The sequence below is a fragment of the Chitinophaga sp. RAB17 genome (genome assembly GCF_052114225.1).
Lineage (GTDB): Bacteria > Bacteroidota > Bacteroidia > Chitinophagales > Chitinophagaceae > Chitinophaga.
The window spans coordinates 467,505-483,709 of the sequence record NZ_JBFREI010000002.1 but is presented as its reverse complement, the minus strand read 5'-3'; the positions used below and the strand labels follow the sequence as shown (position 1 = coordinate 483,709).

General features: G+C 44.0%; 21 protein-coding genes and 1 tRNA gene. 13 read left to right on the top strand and 9 right to left on the bottom strand.

What is annotated here, in order from left to right; translation table 11 throughout:
* Positions 1-7: 7 nt before the first annotated feature.
* The 5 genes from AB4Z08_RS08025 to AB4Z08_RS08005 all read right to left on the bottom strand — a co-directional run bounded on the left by AB4Z08_RS08025 (position 8) and on the right by AB4Z08_RS08005 (position 4,236).
* Positions 8-784, bottom strand: coding sequence for an enoyl-CoA hydratase/isomerase family protein (locus AB4Z08_RS08025; protein ID WP_441573207.1), 777 nt, complete (start codon positions 782-784; stop codon positions 8-10).
* Positions 785-827: 43 nt separating this feature from the next.
* Positions 828-2,003, bottom strand: coding sequence for a S41 family peptidase (locus AB4Z08_RS08020; RefSeq protein WP_441573206.1), 1,176 nt, complete (start codon positions 2,001-2,003; stop codon positions 828-830).
* A 28-nt stretch (positions 2,004-2,031) separates the two neighbouring features.
* The gene (locus AB4Z08_RS08015; protein ID WP_441573205.1) at positions 2,032-2,787 is read right to left on the bottom strand and encodes a porin family protein; all 756 of its coding nucleotides are present in this window, start codon (positions 2,785-2,787) and stop codon (positions 2,032-2,034) included.
* Between the two features lie 98 nt (positions 2,788-2,885).
* Entirely contained in the window at positions 2,886-3,728 is an 843-nt protein-coding gene (locus AB4Z08_RS08010; protein ID WP_441573204.1) for a hypothetical protein, read from the bottom strand.
* Between the two features lie 88 nt (positions 3,729-3,816).
* Positions 3,817-4,236, bottom strand: coding sequence for a cobalamin B12-binding domain-containing protein (locus AB4Z08_RS08005; protein ID WP_441573203.1), 420 nt, complete (start codon positions 4,234-4,236; stop codon positions 3,817-3,819).
* Between the two features lie 95 nt (positions 4,237-4,331).
* On the opposite strand from AB4Z08_RS08005, the gene AB4Z08_RS08000 reads away from it, so the two are divergent.
* From AB4Z08_RS08000 to vapC, 3 genes are all read left to right on the top strand, one after another.
* Positions 4,332-6,002, top strand: a complete 1,671-nt coding sequence (locus tag AB4Z08_RS08000; protein WP_441573202.1) for a glutamine--tRNA ligase/YqeY domain fusion protein — start codon at positions 4,332-4,334, stop codon at positions 6,000-6,002.
* 97 nt (positions 6,003-6,099) lie between these two features.
* Entirely contained in the window at positions 6,100-6,318 is a 219-nt protein-coding gene (locus AB4Z08_RS07995) for a type II toxin-antitoxin system VapB family antitoxin (protein ID WP_441573201.1), read from the top strand.
* Positions 6,315-6,731 (top strand): type II toxin-antitoxin system VapC family toxin, encoded by a 417-nt coding sequence (gene vapC, locus AB4Z08_RS07990; RefSeq protein WP_441573200.1) that lies wholly within the window; start codon positions 6,315-6,317, stop codon positions 6,729-6,731. Before AB4Z08_RS07995 ends, vapC begins: the two co-directional genes overlap by 4 nt.
* Before the next feature lie 45 nt (positions 6,732-6,776).
* Here vapC and gltX read toward each other — a convergent pair whose 3' ends face one another.
* Positions 6,777-8,306 carry a glutamate--tRNA ligase gene (gene gltX / locus AB4Z08_RS07985; protein ID WP_441573199.1) on the bottom strand — a complete coding sequence of 510 codons (1,530 nt, stop codon included), beginning with the start codon at positions 8,304-8,306 and terminating at the stop codon, positions 6,777-6,779.
* Between the two features lie 135 nt (positions 8,307-8,441).
* Between gltX and AB4Z08_RS07980 the strand changes: the two genes are divergently transcribed.
* A complete protein-coding gene (locus AB4Z08_RS07980) occupies positions 8,442-9,065 on the top strand; it encodes a polysaccharide deacetylase family protein (RefSeq protein ID WP_441573198.1) in 624 nt (207 codons plus the stop codon).
* Between the two features lie 43 nt (positions 9,066-9,108).
* On the opposite strand, the gene AB4Z08_RS07975 is transcribed toward AB4Z08_RS07980, so the two are convergent.
* Complete coding sequence (locus AB4Z08_RS07975; RefSeq protein ID WP_441573197.1) at positions 9,109-10,026, bottom strand: hypothetical protein; 918 nt, start codon at positions 10,024-10,026, stop codon at positions 9,109-9,111.
* Positions 10,027-10,130: 104 nt separating this feature from the next.
* Between AB4Z08_RS07975 and AB4Z08_RS07970 the strand changes: the two genes are divergently transcribed.
* From AB4Z08_RS07970 to AB4Z08_RS07940, 7 genes are all read left to right on the top strand, one after another.
* Positions 10,131-10,901: a TatD family hydrolase gene (locus tag AB4Z08_RS07970; RefSeq protein WP_441573196.1), complete on the top strand. Its 771-nt coding sequence runs from the start codon at positions 10,131-10,133 to the stop codon at positions 10,899-10,901.
* Between the two features lie 26 nt (positions 10,902-10,927).
* Entirely contained in the window at positions 10,928-11,980 is a 1,053-nt protein-coding gene (locus AB4Z08_RS07965) for an asparaginase (protein ID WP_441573195.1), read from the top strand.
* A gap of 138 nt (positions 11,981-12,118) precedes the next feature.
* Positions 12,119-12,811 (top strand): aquaporin Z, encoded by a 693-nt coding sequence (gene aqpZ / locus AB4Z08_RS07960; RefSeq protein ID WP_441573194.1) that lies wholly within the window; start codon positions 12,119-12,121, stop codon positions 12,809-12,811.
* 91 nt (positions 12,812-12,902) lie between these two features.
* Positions 12,903-12,989, top strand: a tRNA-Ser gene (locus AB4Z08_RS07955).
* 307 nt (positions 12,990-13,296) lie between these two features.
* Complete coding sequence (locus AB4Z08_RS07950; protein ID WP_441573193.1) at positions 13,297-13,680, top strand: hypothetical protein; 384 nt, start codon at positions 13,297-13,299, stop codon at positions 13,678-13,680.
* A 269-nt stretch (positions 13,681-13,949) separates the two neighbouring features.
* Entirely contained in the window at positions 13,950-14,087 is a 138-nt protein-coding gene (locus AB4Z08_RS07945) for a hypothetical protein (protein WP_441573192.1), read from the top strand.
* Positions 14,088-14,258: 171 nt separating this feature from the next.
* On the top strand, positions 14,259-14,396 hold the full coding sequence (locus AB4Z08_RS07940) for a hypothetical protein (protein WP_441573191.1): 138 nt from the start codon (positions 14,259-14,261) through the stop codon (positions 14,394-14,396).
* A gap of 51 nt (positions 14,397-14,447) precedes the next feature.
* Here AB4Z08_RS07940 and AB4Z08_RS07935 read toward each other — a convergent pair whose 3' ends face one another.
* Complete coding sequence (locus tag AB4Z08_RS07935) at positions 14,448-15,056, bottom strand: TetR/AcrR family transcriptional regulator (RefSeq protein WP_441573190.1); 609 nt, start codon at positions 15,054-15,056, stop codon at positions 14,448-14,450.
* Positions 15,057-15,121: 65 nt separating this feature from the next.
* Between AB4Z08_RS07935 and AB4Z08_RS07930 the strand changes: the two genes are divergently transcribed.
* Positions 15,122-15,316, top strand: a complete 195-nt coding sequence (locus AB4Z08_RS07930; RefSeq protein WP_441573189.1) for a hypothetical protein — start codon at positions 15,122-15,124, stop codon at positions 15,314-15,316.
* 1 nt (position 15,317) lies between these two features.
* A complete protein-coding gene (locus tag AB4Z08_RS07925; RefSeq protein ID WP_441573188.1) occupies positions 15,318-15,692 on the top strand; it encodes a hypothetical protein in 375 nt (124 codons plus the stop codon).
* Between the two features lie 37 nt (positions 15,693-15,729).
* On the opposite strand, the gene AB4Z08_RS07920 is transcribed toward AB4Z08_RS07925, so the two are convergent.
* Complete coding sequence (locus AB4Z08_RS07920) at positions 15,730-16,158, bottom strand: 5-fold beta-flower protein (protein WP_441573187.1); 429 nt, start codon at positions 16,156-16,158, stop codon at positions 15,730-15,732.
* Between the last annotated feature and the right edge of the window lie 47 nt (positions 16,159-16,205).

Here is a 16,205-nt window from a genome sequence, read left to right as displayed (position 1 = left end):
CAGCAAGCTATTCTCCTTTAAAATTCGCTTGTCTTTTCTGGATAAAGGCTGCGGCGCCCTCCTGTAAATCCTTCGTGGCAAAGCAGGCCCCGAATTCCTTCAGTTCAAGTTCAAATCCGTCCTGATTTTTGTCCAGTGCGGCATTGGCGCATTTAATCACGCGGGCAATGGCCAGTGGCGCTTTTGTTTGTATTTTTTGTAAGATGGAAATGGCTTTGGGCAGCAATTCTTCGAGCTTTACCACATGGTTAACGAGGCCCCAGGCCAGTGCTTCTGCTGCGGTAATCATGTCACCCGTCATCATCAGTTCCAGCGCTTTGCCTTTGCCAATGAGCTGTGTAAGGCGCTGAGTACCACCGTAACCGGGAATCAGGCCGAGGTTTACTTCCGGCTGCCCGAATTTTGCATTTTCGCTGGCTATACGGAAATGACAGGCCATTGCCAGTTCACAACCACCACCCAGGGCGAAACCGTTTACCGCAGCTATGATGGGCTTAGGGCAGCTTTCTATCCGTTGAAAAATCACATGGCCTTTCTTCGCCAGCTCTTCTCCTTGTTTATCTGATAAAGTAAGAAACTCACTGATATCTGCGCCCGCTACAAAAGCTTTTTCTCCTGAACCGGTAATAACAGCTCCTTTGATGTCCCTGTTACCATAAATTTCGTCTACCACCAATGCCAGCTCGGCCAGCACCTGCTGGTTGAGTGCATTCATTTTTTCCGGGCGGTTGATCGTAATCGTCAGGATATTATTCTCCAGTTGTGTGCTTAACGTTTGATACATGGCCGAATTTTTAGTTGCTCAATATTAAGCAATATTCAATAACCTAACGAATCAGCCCGATAGCCGCCTCCAGCTGCTTATCCTGCCCTCTGTCCAGGGCTGCCTTATCATATTTCACTTCTACATCCGGAGGGAATCCGATGCCTTCGTATATTTTACCATCGCGGTATTTCAGCATCAGGGAAGAGGTATATGCCAGCTGGATATAATCTGTTTTAAACTGTCCGCCGTTGAAATATATGTTATTGATCAGCGGGCCATTGGCCCCCCAGGTACGCTCTCCCACAAAATGTCCGTTAGGGAGGGCCTTTACAGCCATGGTAGTCATTTCCGCCATACTTACCGACCAGGCATCCGCCAACACAACTATAGGTCCGGTAATATTGCGTGCCCCTGCCTGCGGAGTTACAAAAGCCGGCGCCCAGGGAGAATAGTCCAGGCGGCCATTGCCTTGCTTGGAACGGGTAGTGCCGAAATCCAGTTGCTTATCTATCATTCTTCCCACTAAAAAATCAAGATCGGCCAAAGCGCCGCCACCATTACCCCGCACATCAATAATGACACCTTTGATGTTAGCAGTGCTCTGTAGTTTATCAAAGAAATACTGCAATACTCTTTTTACACCATTAGTGGTATCTGTATTATACAGCTCTTTCAGCCTAAATCCATTGCAAAAGAAATACAAGGTATTCTGATTAATAGTACCAGATACGGCCACAAACTGCCTGCCATCACCTGTATTGGTAAAACCTTTTCTGGAGCCCGCATCAAGATAATTTTGAGGAATGTCGTTATAAAAATTAAAGATGCTGATGGGATCATGATAATCCGGGCTGGCCAATTTACGTTGGTAAGCCGGATTGATGCTGGCAGAATCTGCAAGCCAGGAGTCATTGAAAGTAAGATCGTAGTGCGAATCCACCAACCCGGCAGTCATCTGCTTAAAATAAGTATATCCTTTTCTTACATCCACAGAGTCATACAAATTCAGCTTTGCAAACAAGGGTTTATATTGTTTGTACACATTGTCCCAATTCACCGTGTCAATATCCCAGAACACATAGTTATTATTCATGCCATTCCAATAGGAATCGAATACCTCACTAAAGTTGCCGGAGATGGTGTTTGAAGGATCATTTATTTGTGGAATCTCTTTACGACAAGCAGCCACAGAGAACAGCACAATGAGGGCAATCATATATTTATGAAGATGGTTCATCTTATTATTATTAAAGGTTAGCAAAAAATTATTCAGCAGCGGAGGCCTGGGAAGAATGGAAGATATTTTTGATGTTGAAGAGACATCCTGCCTGAATGACATAGGTGTCGTTGTACCGGGGGATCTGGTTGATCATGTAATTTTTTTGCTGATCAGATAAGCCGTAATAGTAGCGGGCTTCCGCAAAAAAACGATATTTCTGTTGTAACAGGTATTCTATACCTGCACCGGCCACCAGGCCAAATTCCATCCGGCGGTCGCGGCGACTGTCGAAGGTATATTTCTCGTTATAATTATAGGCCTTGTCGAACTGAAAAAAATTGTAGACCTGCTGATTATCCGGAAGATCCGGCGCATTGTTAAACACATTGGCCATCGCGCCTTTTATCCGGCCACCGGCCCAATAAGCGCCATATCCACCCGCATTGAAAAAGCCTTTCAGCTTTTTGCCACCAAAAGAAAAATGGGCCATGACGGGCAGTTGGATGTAAGTGTTGGTACTCTTCTGGTAAATCCCGTCAAAAAAATGATTCCGGCTTTGCTCATAATTCTTCTGAATGTAGGAGGGGTCGGCCTGAATGGCCAGCCAGTCATTGAAATGATATTGTATGGGAATCCCCACTACAAAACCACTTAATGCATCGTACTTAGTAAAGGCCCGGTACCCGCTGCTCGTTTGCAGGTAGTTTTTATTGTATCCACCGGATACACCTATTTCAAACTGGGCTTGTGCGGCATCATAGCACAATAATAGCGTGGCTAAAAAGATAAGACTTCGTTTCATATGGTTTCCATTTTGGTGATATTGGCGTCGACAAAACAAAAAAAACCGAAACTAATTATTAATTAGTTTCGGTTAGTTGAAAATAACGTTTATCTATCTTAATAGTTTACTTCAAACTCTGCTTTGCCACTTTTCATCTTCATATAGTGTCTTTTCTTCTTTACTTTAAAATAATTGATGCCACTAAAATTATATCCCAATGTTACAAAAATCAGGTTTGCTTCCAGGTTTTTATAGGGATAAACGGTGTTGCCCCCTTTATCTTTTGTTTTGAAGTCCTGGTTAAAAAAGTTCTGGGGATAGTACTGTACTTTCAGTCCGAAACCCGGGTTCACCCTGATTCCGGCAAAAAGAGAAGGCATCAGCAGTGGTGTACGGTCGCTGAACCATTCGTTGAATTTATGGACCTTATCGCCATCCACAAATTGTTTTTCTTTATAATTAATGGCCAGATCAATTTCACCGCCGGCAAAAAAGAAGAAGCTGCCTCCGGTTACATCGCCAATCTTAATACCCAGCGGAACGCCAACAGTATATACCCGTTGTTTCAGTTTCAGGGAATCGGCGGGTTTGGAGATCAGCCCTATATTTTTAAGATTGAGGCCTGTGAAAATGCCGAAGTTTTTGGAGAAATCTTTATTGAAATTACTGCCTACATTAAAAAAGATCGTAAAACGCGGAATATTACGGACATGTTCTCCATTGTCTTTCATGGAGCCAAAAGACAGCAACGGGCCTTCTCCGCCGTGGGTAACGTATACCCCTTCCCGGTGCTTGGGATATTTGCCAAAAATAAGAGTAAAGGCAGTTGTTTTTTCTACTGTTTTCTCTATCGTGGTATCAGTGGCAGCTGTGCTGACTGAATCTTTCTTATCCTGTGCAAACACGCTACAACCAATCAGCAACAGTACCAGGGAAAGCGGGAGTAACTTATAATTCATAATACGGGTTGTGGTTTTTTAGATTTGGTGGATTACTAATCTGAAGACGACCCGGTTAAAGAAATGTTACGGCGATCCCGAAATATTTTTAAAAATTTCTGTGAGCGGCTACCCAGCTGGTGATATACTCGGAAATATCTTTGGTATTGGTACCCGGAGGGAAGAGTTTACCCACCCCCATTTCCTGGAGGGTTGCCATATCTTCATCCGGGATAATCCCCCCCCCGGTCAACAGCACGTCATTCAGCCCTTTTTCCTTCATCTGGGCAATAATCTTGGGAAATACGGTCATATGGGCGCCGGAGAGGATACTGATCCCAATGGCATCCACATCTTCCTGCAGGGCGGCATTTACCACCATTTCGGGGGTTTGACGCAGGCCGGTATATATTACTTCCATGCCGGCATCCCGCAGTGCCGCCGCAATTACTTTTGCTCCGCGATCATGGCCATCAAGGCCCACTTTAGCTACCAATACACGAACAGGACGATTTAACGGGTTGACCATACCAATTATCATATTAAGGAAGTAAATGTACGAAAAAGCAGAAAGCATAAGCTTTCCGCTTTTTCGTACATTTGCCGTCCAAGATAAAAAGCACTATGAGCGAAGAAAGATCCCTCAACTTTATAGAACAAATTGTTGAAGAAGACATAGCGAACGGCGTAAATGATGGTCGTGTACTGACGCGTTTCCCGCCGGAACCGAATGGCTACCTGCATATCGGGCATGCCAAATCCATTGCACTGAACTTTGGACTGGCCCAGAAATATAACGGTAAAACCAATCTCCGCTTCGATGATACCAACCCTGTAACTGAAGACACCGAATACGTGGATTCTATCAAGGAAGATATCCACTGGCTGGGATTTGAGTGGGAAAAAGAACTGTATGCCTCCGATTATTTCGAGCAATTGTACGCTTATGCCGTAAAGTTGATAGAAAAAGGACTGGCCTACGTAGAAGACGCCACTGCGGAACAAATAGCCGCTGCCAAAGGTAGCCCCACAGTTCCCGGCACACCTACGCCAGCCAGAAGCCGCTCTGTAGCGGAAAACCTGGACCTGTTCACCCGTATGCGTAACGGAGAATTCAAAGACGGAGAAAAAACCCTCCGCGCCAAAGTAGACCTGGCCTCCCCTAATATGCATATGCGCGACCCGCTGATGTACCGTATTAAACATGCCCATCACCACCGTACCGGCGACAAATGGTGCATCTACCCGATGTACGACTTCGCCCACGGCCAGAGTGACAGCATTGAAAATATTACCCATTCCATTTGTACACTGGAATTTATTCCACATCGCCCGCTGTACGATTGGTTTATCAATGAATTGGAAATATTCCCCAGCCATCAGTACGAGTTTTCCCGTTTAAACCTCACCTATACGGTGATGAGTAAACGAAAACTCAAACAACTGGTAGAGGAAAATTATGTAAGCGGCTGGGACGATCCCCGTATGCCTACTATCAGCGGCTTACGCCGCCGGGGCTATACCCCTGCCAGCATCCGCATGTTCAACGAACGTGTAGGCGTACAGAAACGCGACCAGATGATTGAATTGAGTCTGCTGGAATTCTGTATCCGCGAAGAGCTGAACAAAACCGCCAACCGCGTAATGGCAGTGCTGGATCCGGTTAAACTGGTGATCACCAACTATCCGGAAGGACAAGTAGAAGAAATGACCGCAGACAATAATCCGGAAGATGAAAGCGCAGGATCCCGTACCCTGCATTTCAGCAACACCCTGTATATTGAACGCGAAGATTTCATGGAAAATCCTCCTAAGAAATTCTTCCGTCTCGGGCCCGGTAACATGGTGCGTTTAAAAAATGCTTACATCATTAAAGGTGAAAGCTTCGATAAAGATGCGGATGGTAATATCACCACCATCTATGCTACCTATTTACCCGAAAGCAAAAGTGGTGGCGACCAGAGCGGCCTAACCGTTAAAGGAACCATTCACTGGGTAAGTGCAGCACATGCTGCTACTGCCGAAGTACGTATCTACGATCGCTTATTCACGTCTGAAAATCCAGCTGCAGAAGAAGCCGATTTCAAAACACTGATTAATACGGATTCCTTACAAGTTATCAAAGAAGCATTCGTAGAACCAGGTTTACTACAAGCCAAGCCAGGTGAACGTTTCCAGTTCCTTCGTAAAGGATATTTCTCCGTAGACCCCGATAGCACACCGGAAAAAGTAGTGTTCAACAGAACAGTGACACTGAAGGATGCCTGGGCGAAAGAAAGCGCAAAAGGGAAGTAATATTTTTTTAAATAAAGTGCAGGCCGGGCAGTTACTGTCCGGCCTTTTTATGTGTATATTATTATGTATTTTTATTGATAATAGTAAACCATTCTTTATGGCAAAAGCAAAAAACAATGTAAATCAAGCAAACATAGTAAACTTAAATCCCGAGCTGATCAAAGAAGCAATGAAGCTTAATAAAGGAAAGACACAAGAAGAGGTGATCAATGAAGCGCTAAGAAAATATATTGTCGGCGTCAAAAACAGGGAATTGCTGGACCTGAAGGGTAAAATCTATTGGGATGGTGATTTAAACGAAATGCGAAGTGTATGAACGATCCGCTTATCTTTGATACATCCGTTTGGATTGACTATACAGGGAAGAAAGAAACGCCGCAAACCCTTCTATTAACCTATTATTTGGAAAATGAACTTGAGACACCACTTGTGCCTGTCGTTGCGCAAGAGCTCTTACAGGGGATTAAAGAAGATTCCCAACATGCAAAGCTGAAAGAAATTCTCCGTTGGCATACCAAATTAGAACTGCCTCATATGATGGCTGCTATGGGAGCCGGAACACTATACAGGAGGCTCCGAAAAAAAGGCGTTACCATTCTTAGTGGTAATGATTGTGTTATTGCCTTCTACGCCATGAGCTTTGACCTGGAAGTAGTACATAACGACAGCGACTTTGACTTAATCAGCTCTCACACCGGCCTAAAAACCTGGCAAAATAACAAAGGCTAAACGATCCACATCGTTTAGCCTTTATCTATATAACTACTAACAATTCTACTTAAAAGCTTCCAATCCTTTTGTTATCCTGTTGCGTGTTTCCGCTATGCCCAGTGTAGCTACGATATCAAAAACAGGAGGTCCGAATTTACCACCGGTCAGCATGATGCGGAAAGGCAGTTGCACGTCTCCCATTTTCAGATTCTTTTCAGCAGCCAGGGCTTTGAAAGCAGCTTCCAGATCTGCCGCAGGAGCAGTCGTTAAGCTATCCAGCTGTGAAGACCAGGCAGTGAAGAAAGCTTCTTTATCTGCATTCCATTTTGGCTTTACAGCGGCTTCATCATAGCTCGTTGGGCTTTGGAAGAAGAAGAAACCATGGTCCCATATTTCATTCACAAAGTAACAACGTTCTTTCACCAGGCCTGCCACCGTGGCTACATAGGCAGGATCTGCGCTAACACCTTTTTCTGCCAGTACTGGTTGGAAAAGAGCTGCCAGACTTTCATTGTCTTTATGGTGGATATACTGATGGTTAAACCATTTTGCTTTTTCGTAATCGAATTTAGCGCCGGCTTTATGCACACGCTCCAGGGAGAACTTCTGAATCAGTTCCTCTATAGAGAATATTTCCTGTTCAGTACCGTCATTCCAGCCCAGCATCACCAGCATATTGATGAATGCTTCGGGCAGGAAGCCCAGTTCACGGAACCCTTTGGTCACTTCCCGGGTGGCGGGATCCGTCCAGTTCATAGCGTATACGGGGAAGCCTAAACGATCTCCATCACGTTTACTGAGTTTACCGTTACCATCAGGTTTCAGGATCAGCGGAAGATGTGCCCATTGCGGCATATCAGCTTCCCAGCCCAGGTATTTCCAGAGCAGAAGATGTACTGGTGCAGATGGCAACCATTCTTCTCCGCGGAAAGCGTGGGTAATTTTCATCAGGTAATCATCTACAACCACTGCAAGGTGATAGGTAGGCATACCGTCTGCTTTGAGCAATACTTTATCATCTACCTGCGAAGTATGAAAAGTAACTTCACCACGTACCAGGTCGGTAAAGGTGAGTTCTTCATCGGCAGGCATATTAATACGGATAACATGCGGTGTATTCTTCACCAGTAATTCCTGCACTTCTGCATCAGACAGGGTGAGGGAATTACGCATTTTTTCTCTTACCAGGTGGTTGTACTGGGGAGAATGATTATCGGGGCCTTTCAACCGCTCACGCATACTTTCCAGTTCTTCCGGTGTATCGAAAGCATAATAGGCGTGACCGGATTTTACCAATTGCTCCGCATACTGGCGATACATTGGCTTGCGCTCACTCTGGCGATAAGGACCATACGGACCACCTAACGCGGGACTTTCATCCGGCGTGAGGCCACACCAGCTCAAACATTCGCTGATGTACTCTTCCGCACCAGCTACGTAGCGGGTTTGGTCAGTATCTTCAATACGCAGCACAAAATCGCCTTTGTGCTGTTTTGCAAACAAATAGTTGAACAATACAGTGCGTACACCTCCAAGATGTAGGCCACCAGTAGGACTGGGCGCAAAACGCACTCTTACTTTTTTGTGATCCATAGGCGACAAAGATAAGGATTTAGCGTTTAGCTCCCAGTGATTCGTGAGGGGAGAAATGCGGAAGATTAAAATTTTTTAATACGATATCCCGCTTTCACACATTAAGTATATTGCAGTATCAAGCACCATAGCGCTATGTTCTATCTTACTAAAACACCCGGCATCCTGAAAGCCCTGTATAAAAGCTGTGTCTGGAATATGTCTCCGGCCGGAAACAAAGTATACCTCACTTTTGACGATGGTCCGCATCCACAGGCAACACCGTTTGTGCTGGAACAGCTGGCCAAATATGACGCAAAAGGAACTTTCTTCTGTATCGGTAAAAATGTGGTGGAACACCCCACCATTTACCAGCAGATACTGGAAGCGGGCCATGCTACCGGCAACCATACCCACAATCATCTGAATGGCTGGAAAACAAATACAGAAAAGTACCTGGAAAATGTGCTGGAAGCTGCCAAGTATATTCCCTCTCCGCTATTCCGGCCTCCTTATGGCAGGATTACTCCTTTCCAGATCCGGCAGATAAAGAATAAGATTCCAGGGGCTAAAATTATTATGTGGGATCTGCTGAGTGGTGATTTTGACACGGAACTCAACGGGGAAGCCTGTGTACAGAATGTGGTGTTTAAATTACAACCCGGCTCTATTGTAGTATTTCATGACAGCACCAAGGCCTGGGATCGGCTGGAATATGCGCTGCCACGGGTGCTGGAGTATTGCAAAAAGCAAAAATATGAACTGGCTGCAATCGTATAATAATCTGGTGCTGATACAAGGCTGTATCAGCACCAGGTAAAATTTATGGTTTCAGTTTAATTTCTTTCGCTTTATCACCTACTGTTATAGTCGCTACATCATCGCAGGTTCCATCTCCATAATCAATTACACCGGAAGCATTATTGAAGTCCACTTTCAGTTTACCCTTGGAAATATACTGACAGCTCCATGCTTTAATAAGTGATGACTGTGTGGTGAAAGTTGCCGTAAGGCCTGTAGCAGGCCCTTTCTCATAGCTAAGACTGGCAGTACCGTCTACACTGTATACATCATCAGACAGGTTTCTGAATGGCCTGTCCAGCTCAAAGCCGGCTATTTGTTTCACCGTTTTTTTGCAGGCATAATTGATGATCAGTGTATCCGCAAGGGTTATTTTGCCACCGGTTAATTCTGTTGTATACTGCATACCAGCTGTAAGGCTGAAGCTGGCGTTACTGATCACAAAACGTCCGGCTACGGCTTTTCCGTTGAGCTTATAATTGGATGGTTCCACGGTAATGGTGGAGTTGGGGTTGAAAAGCGGGCCGCTGAATGTCACATTCAGGATGCCGCTACGATAAACGCCAAATCTGTCGAGGCAGGATTCTCCAAAATCTATTGCTACGCGTTTAGGCCAGGTACCACCTGTACCGTCCAGCAACTCAGAAGATGGGCAGGAGGGCTTGGGAACATCCGCCATTTCAGTCCCATTAGGATTTGCCTGGCGACCGGTAAACATCCCCTGGTCGATACCTACGCTGGCTACTGTTTCGAACCAATCATTGTACATAGCGCTTACCACGGCTTCATGTTGCACCACGCCGATCGTCTTATTATCTGTTTCGTTGTTGGGAGCGGTGTCTGTGGTTACTTCCTTCTTACACGCAAAGAAAATAGTGGCTACTGCCACGCCGGTGATGGTCCACGCCAGCACACGATTTGTACTGAAATAGCTTTTCATAGTTTAGGTTTTATTAGCAATTAGGTTTTTCGGTCTTTACCTTTGTAGATATAAAGATATTCTTTAAATATTAAAGAAATTACAAATTTAATAAATAAATTATTATGCGCTGGATAGATACCCACACCCACCTGTACTCCGAAGAATTTGAGGCAGACCGGGAAGAGATGGTAGCGCGGGCCATAGCAGCGGGAGTAGATCAACTGTTTTTGCCTAATATAGACGAGAGTTCTATAGAAGGGATGCTGGAGCTGGAAGCCAGGCATCCGGAGCACATATATGCCATGATGGGGATACACCCCTGCTATGTAAAGGAGAACGTAGCCGCTCAGCTGGATTTGGTAAAAGCCTGGCTGCAACAACGACCGTTCAAAGCCATTGGGGAAATAGGGCTGGATTTTTATTGGGATAAATCGCTGTTAACCCAGCAGTACCAAGCCTTCCAGGAGCAATTGCTGCTGGCAAGGGAATACCAGCTACCAGTATCCATTCATAGCCGGGAAGCCACACGGGAATGTATCAACGAAGTAAAGGGCTTGCAGGATGGCCGCTTAAGCGGTGTATTCCACTGTTTTTCCGGCACGCTGGACGAGGCAAAGGAAATTATTGACCTGGGCTTCTACCTGGGTATAGGCGGTGTAGTGACGTTTAAGAAGTCAGGGTTGGATAAACTACTGGAAGAAATAGACCTGGCGCACATTATAATGGAAACAGATGCGCCTTATTTAGCACCGGTACCTTACCGGGGTAAACGCAATGAAAGTGCCTACCTCCCGCTGGCAGGAGAAAAGGTGGCAGATATAAAAAATCTAAAAATAGCAGACGTAGCAGCTATAACAAGCAGCAATGCCCGGAAATTATTCAAAATGCTCTAACTGTTTAGGTAATACCTTTGCAGGCAATGGCTACTAGCACAATGAGTAAAATACTGATTATTTACACGGGCGGTACAGTGGGTATGATCTATGATGATAAGACCAAAGCACTGCGCCCTATCGGATTCAACGAAATACGGAATAATTTACCGGAACTCTACCGGATGGGTATCGATTTTTATGTGTACGCATTTAATCCGCCTATAGATTCATCAGACATGCAGCCAGAGATCTGGGTGGAACTGGCCAGTATTATTGAGGACCGATACGACCGATACGATGGGTTTGTGATTCTGCATGGTTCTGATACGATGGCTTTTACTGCTTCTGCACTGAGCTTTATGCTGGAGAACCTGTCGAAACCTGTTATTTTAACCGGCTCACAGCTGCCTATAGGCAAAATACGTACGGATGCCAAGGAAAACATCATTACTGCCATGGAAATAGCCTGCAGCAGGCATAACGGCACTAATATATCCCTGGTTCCGGAAGTATGCATCTATTTTGACTTCTCCCTTTTCAGAGGTAACCGTTCCAAAAAATATAATGCGGAAAAATTCGAGGCATTCTATACCATGAATTATCCTCAGCTGGCCGAAGCCGGCATTGATATTAAATTTAAGCACCAGTTCATTTTACCACCACCTACACAACCACTGAAGGTGCATAAAGAACTGGAAACAAATATTACGGTACTGAAGTTATTTCCGGGCATCAGCAGAAGGGCGGTGGAAGCCACTCTGAGCGTGTCTGGCCTGAAGGGCGTTATCATGGAAACATTTGGTAGCGGTAATACCAATACGCAACCCTGGTTTATTGAAAGCATTAAAAAGGTAATCGATAATGGTGCGCTGGTAGTAGATATTACGCAATGTGATGGTGGATCCGTAGAGTTGGGAAAATATGAAACCAGCCAGCATCTTGTGGAAATCGGCGTGGTAAGCGGCCATGATATGACCTTTGAAGCAGCTGTCACCAAACTGATGTTTGTATTGGGACAAGGCCTTTCACCGGCGGAAGCCCGGAAGCTGATAGAAGCACCGCTGCGTGGTGAGTTAACACCTATCGAAGTATATTAAGCTCCTCATAAAGGCATACAAGCGGGAAACACTTTAGTTGTGCTTCCCGCTTTTTTTTATCTTGAATATTTGCGCTAAATTTAATTATCACCAATTTCACATTCCCCGATTTCCAATCACCACAAAATCTTCCTCTCTATGGCAGTTTCATTATCTCAGAAATGTATTGCAGAATTTTTTGGCACTTTTGTTTTAGTATTTATGGGTTGTGGCAGTGCGGTGTTAGCCGGCACACATGTAGGATTCCTGGGTATTGCTTTTGCGTTTGGGTTATCGGTAGTTACTATGGCCTATGCTGTTGGTCATATCTCCGGTTGCCATCTTAATCCCGCTATTACGATTTCCTTGTTGTCTACCGGAAAAATATCCGGTAAAGATGCAGGTGCGTACATTGTTTCCCAAATCATAGGAGCTATTGTGGCTTCTGCGGTACTGTATTTTATTGCCCAGGGCAGGGCCGACTACTCCCTTGCCGCCAACGGATTAGGCGCTAATGGGGTAGAACAGGGATCACCAGATCACTATTCGCTGGTGACCGGTCTCGTAGCCGAAATAGTATTAACCACTATCTTCCTGGTAGTAGTACATGGCAGTACCAGTAAAAACAATGGCAATGGTGCATTTGCAGGCCTCGCCATTGGTTTGTGCCTTACCATGATTCACATCGTAGGCATCCCGGTAACAGGGGTATCTGTTAACCCGGCCCGCAGTATCGGACCAGCTATTTTTGTAGGCGGACAAGCATTATCCAATCTCTGGGTATTTATTGTAGGACCTATTGTGGGTGGGCTTTTAGGAGCAGGCATCTGGAAGCTGTACGACAAGAATTAAACTTTTTTTTGAAATATAAACTAAAGGATTATCTTTGCAACCCTGAATTGGAAAAAACAACCTTTCCATTTTTACTCAGGAAAAGATAATCGGAGAAGTGCGGGAGTGGTTGAACCGGCACGCCTGGAAAGTGTGTAAGCTTGAAAGGGCTTCAAGGGTTCGAATCCCTTCTTCTCCGCAGCTTTAAAGGGATGGACGCAAGTCTGTCCCTTTTTTGATTTGCGCCATCTCCCGCAATAAAGTGTTTCCCTGACAATAACATTACTCCCATTATTTCTGCTATACATTCTTTGGCATTTTATTATTAGAGACACCCGCTGGAAATTATGAACACTGCTCAGCAGACCAAAAGAAATGGTGGCCTTCACCCTAATAATTTTCTAAGAAATAGTATGGAGGTAAAATCGGATAACCCTCCCGCTACGTAGATATAAGTGTGAAGCATTGGCCTTCACTTAAATGGAAACCTAAAACCATATCATCTCATGAGAAAAGTTTTCCTCGCTTTGATATTTAGTACGAGTCTTACCGCCTGTATGAAGAACGACCAGGAAAATAACCCCGACAAAATTATCGTCATTTATGAGCTGGAATCCAATACAGCCATCCCTTTCACCGAAATAAAATATGGCAGCGGCCCTGCCGGCCCCACTAAAAGCTGGGACATTTCGGGCATTGGTATCTTTCAAAGAACAGATACGATAAAAAAGGGAATAAGCATTTCTCTTGAGGCAAGGCATCCCAGCAGTAATAAGTGGAAGATCCGGATAAAAACGCCCGATGAATCTTTACTCGTTGAAGGCCCGGTGAAGTTTGCCTCCGGCACACCCAGCTACTACTATAGTTCTATAAACGCTGCTGTTAACTAAACCAGCGCCCTGCAAAAATATGGCAGTAGCCGCCGATTCCCAGCCATTTTAATGTCATAACACACAACAATATGGCGTTACATCAACAAAAATCTGTAAATTAGAAAACAGATAATTTAAACCTTTGTATATCTAAACCCGATCCTTTCTATTACTCATTGTTGTATTACCCGCCATGTACATACAGCACACTTACCACTATCATAAGGGGCCGCTGAAAACCTTCAGAAAAGAGTAAGCAATTACATTTCTTTAGAAAAAACCGTATTATGAAAAAGAAGATCAAAAAAAAATTAGACATCAGCAAAATGAAACTCTCTAAACTATCTGAACCCGGCGGGAAAAAAGCGGAGAAAGCCACTATTCCACCACATACTTTCTGGTGTACTACTACAGGGCTCGTTTAGTGTTTGTATCTCACACAATTTTTTTTAAAAGGATGGCCATCGGGCTATCCTTTTTTACTATTTCCCAATCTCCTGTTGCAGCTTCACTGTGACTACACCGCTATCATAAGGGGCCGCTGAAAACCTTCAGAAAAGAGTAAGCAACCACATTTCTTCTGAAAAACCTGTTTTATGAAAAAGAAGCTCAAAAAAAAATTAGACATCAGCAAAATGAAAATCTCCAAACTATCTGAACCTGGTGATAAAAAAATGGAGAAAGCTACTTTTCCGCCACGTACTTTCTGGTGTGAGACCACAGCAATCATTTAATGTTCGTATCTCATTCAATTTTTAAAGGGAGGCAATCGTGCTGTCCCTTTTCTATTTATGTAATCCGCTCAGCGCCGATGCCGTTAGGTAAGGATAAAACATACTGGAAAAAATATGACTGTAATGTGCTATTGCCTTACTCCCCCTCAGTTTTAATGTTAATTCATTATTTGACAACCAGAAATCTCCCACAATAAAAATCTGCGTAATGAGCGCCTGTAAAACTTCTGCCGGTATATCTTTCCTGAAAATTCCATCAGCTTTAAATTTTTCAAATATCGTCAGAAACTCTTTTTCCCTTCGCTGCGTGAGCTGATAATAGTCCTTTTTAATAGCAGGAATACGCATACTTATCTCTACAAAATGTAAAAATATAAAGCGATACTTATACATCAACTCAAACGACCGGTCTACGAAGCTCATTACAGTTGTCAGATCAATACCCGGCAACGATGCAATGGCTAATATGATGGCGTCAAAATCAACCGACAATCGCTCATACAGGGTTTTAATGATTTCATCTGTATGCTTAAAATGATAATGCAGATTTCCCCCGCTGATACCCATTTCCGCCGCAATATGCCTGCTGGTGATAGTATATACGCCCTGGTCGTTATACAGTTCCATAGCGGTTTTGAGGATGCGTTCCTTCGTGTCCATACACAAATTTAGAACAAATGATCTAATTTTTAAAATAATTAGTACATTTGTTCTAAATACAGGAAATGGAAAACGAAACAACTGATCAGACATCAGAGGATATTTCTCTATTTCAGCGGCTAAGAAATAGCATACTACCCATAAAACCGACTGATGGGGTACCGGTAAAAATACTCAAGGAAGGTGGCTTCTATTTGTTTGCGGTAATGATCCTGCTTATTTCATTAACACTTGGCGGCGCCATCATGTTTGTACTATAGGATGAAAAAATTATTCGATCCTTTATTTATTACTTACTGCCTGGTGTGGATAGTGATTCATATGTGCCGATACCTGCAACAGCCCGTTCCACTGCTGAATGGCTATCTGACTGACTTCATTGCAGTACCAGCCATGGCGCATATCACCCTCACATTTACGTGCAGGTTTATTGTCCGAAACAATGGGTATACCTACCCGTTATACTACCTGCTTTTCATTGCAGCGTATACATCCGTTATGTTTGAATGGATCATGCCTCAGTTTTCTTCCCGTTACACCAGCGATTGGTGGGACGTGGTCACTTATTTTGCCGGAAGTTTATTCTATTACCGTTTCCATGGAAAGCGTTTAACTAAAAGCGTTCAGGGCACCTGAAGAAAATGCACACTACCCCACCAGGCTCGTAAAGCGATTACTTCTTTATCTCCATGTTTTCAAAATGGAAAAAGAAAAATACCACTGCGGCCCATTCTTTCTTTATACCGGAAGCATAACCAATGGTGCTATAATTCTTGTTTTGAACGGTACCATCTTTTTTAATATAACCAATAGTGGAATAGCTGGCATTTTGTACAGTACCATCTGCCTTAACGTATCCTACAGTAGAATAGCTGCTGTTTTGAATGGCTCCACTACTGGTAATATAGCCAATGGTGGAGTAACTTCCATTCTGAATGGTGCCATCGCTCTTAATGTAACCAACTGAACTATAGCTACGGTTTTCTATTTTACCGCTGCTACTAATACTCCCAATGGTGCCGTAATTATCCGATTGAATTTTTTGCGCCTGCAAAAAGCCAGCAACAAATAGTGAAATCGTTAGTAGTAGTATTTTCCTCATTTAATAATGATACCTGAAAATAATGATATTTCATCATACATTTTATC

Excerpts from the sequence above, each read along its gene's own strand:
- AB4Z08_RS08025 (WP_441573207.1), bottom strand. The coding sequence starts at position 784 with ATGTATCAAACGTTAAGCACACAACTGGAGAATAATATCCTGACGATT.
- AB4Z08_RS08020 (WP_441573206.1), bottom strand. The coding sequence starts at position 2,003 with ATGAACCATCTTCATAAATATATGATTGCCCTCATTGTGCTGTTCTCT.
- AB4Z08_RS08015 (WP_441573205.1), bottom strand. The coding sequence starts at position 2,787 with ATGAAACGAAGTCTTATCTTTTTAGCCACGCTATTATTGTGCTATGAT.
- AB4Z08_RS08010 (WP_441573204.1), bottom strand. The coding sequence starts at position 3,728 with ATGAATTATAAGTTACTCCCGCTTTCCCTGGTACTGTTGCTGATTGGT.
- AB4Z08_RS08005 (WP_441573203.1), bottom strand. The coding sequence starts at position 4,236 with ATGGTCAACCCGTTAAATCGTCCTGTTCGTGTATTGGTAGCTAAAGTG.
- AB4Z08_RS08000 (WP_441573202.1), top strand. The coding sequence starts at position 4,332 with ATGAGCGAAGAAAGATCCCTCAACTTTATAGAACAAATTGTTGAAGAA.
- AB4Z08_RS07995 (WP_441573201.1), top strand. The coding sequence starts at position 6,100 with ATGGCAAAAGCAAAAAACAATGTAAATCAAGCAAACATAGTAAACTTA.
- vapC (WP_441573200.1), top strand. The coding sequence starts at position 6,315 with ATGAACGATCCGCTTATCTTTGATACATCCGTTTGGATTGACTATACA.
- gltX (WP_441573199.1), bottom strand. The coding sequence starts at position 8,306 with ATGGATCACAAAAAAGTAAGAGTGCGTTTTGCGCCCAGTCCTACTGGT.
- AB4Z08_RS07980 (WP_441573198.1), top strand. The coding sequence starts at position 8,442 with ATGTTCTATCTTACTAAAACACCCGGCATCCTGAAAGCCCTGTATAAA.
- AB4Z08_RS07975 (WP_441573197.1), bottom strand. The coding sequence starts at position 10,026 with ATGAAAAGCTATTTCAGTACAAATCGTGTGCTGGCGTGGACCATCACC.
- AB4Z08_RS07970 (WP_441573196.1), top strand. The coding sequence starts at position 10,131 with ATGCGCTGGATAGATACCCACACCCACCTGTACTCCGAAGAATTTGAG.
- AB4Z08_RS07965 (WP_441573195.1), top strand. The coding sequence starts at position 10,928 with ATGGCTACTAGCACAATGAGTAAAATACTGATTATTTACACGGGCGGT.
- aqpZ (WP_441573194.1), top strand. The coding sequence starts at position 12,119 with ATGGCAGTTTCATTATCTCAGAAATGTATTGCAGAATTTTTTGGCACT.
- AB4Z08_RS07950 (WP_441573193.1), top strand. The coding sequence starts at position 13,297 with ATGAGAAAAGTTTTCCTCGCTTTGATATTTAGTACGAGTCTTACCGCC.
- AB4Z08_RS07945 (WP_441573192.1), top strand. The coding sequence starts at position 13,950 with ATGAAAAAGAAGATCAAAAAAAAATTAGACATCAGCAAAATGAAACTC.
- AB4Z08_RS07940 (WP_441573191.1), top strand. The coding sequence starts at position 14,259 with ATGAAAAAGAAGCTCAAAAAAAAATTAGACATCAGCAAAATGAAAATC.
- AB4Z08_RS07935 (WP_441573190.1), bottom strand. The coding sequence starts at position 15,056 with ATGGACACGAAGGAACGCATCCTCAAAACCGCTATGGAACTGTATAAC.
- AB4Z08_RS07930 (WP_441573189.1), top strand. The coding sequence starts at position 15,122 with ATGGAAAACGAAACAACTGATCAGACATCAGAGGATATTTCTCTATTT.
- AB4Z08_RS07925 (WP_441573188.1), top strand. The coding sequence starts at position 15,318 with ATGAAAAAATTATTCGATCCTTTATTTATTACTTACTGCCTGGTGTGG.
- AB4Z08_RS07920 (WP_441573187.1), bottom strand. The coding sequence starts at position 16,158 with ATGAGGAAAATACTACTACTAACGATTTCACTATTTGTTGCTGGCTTT.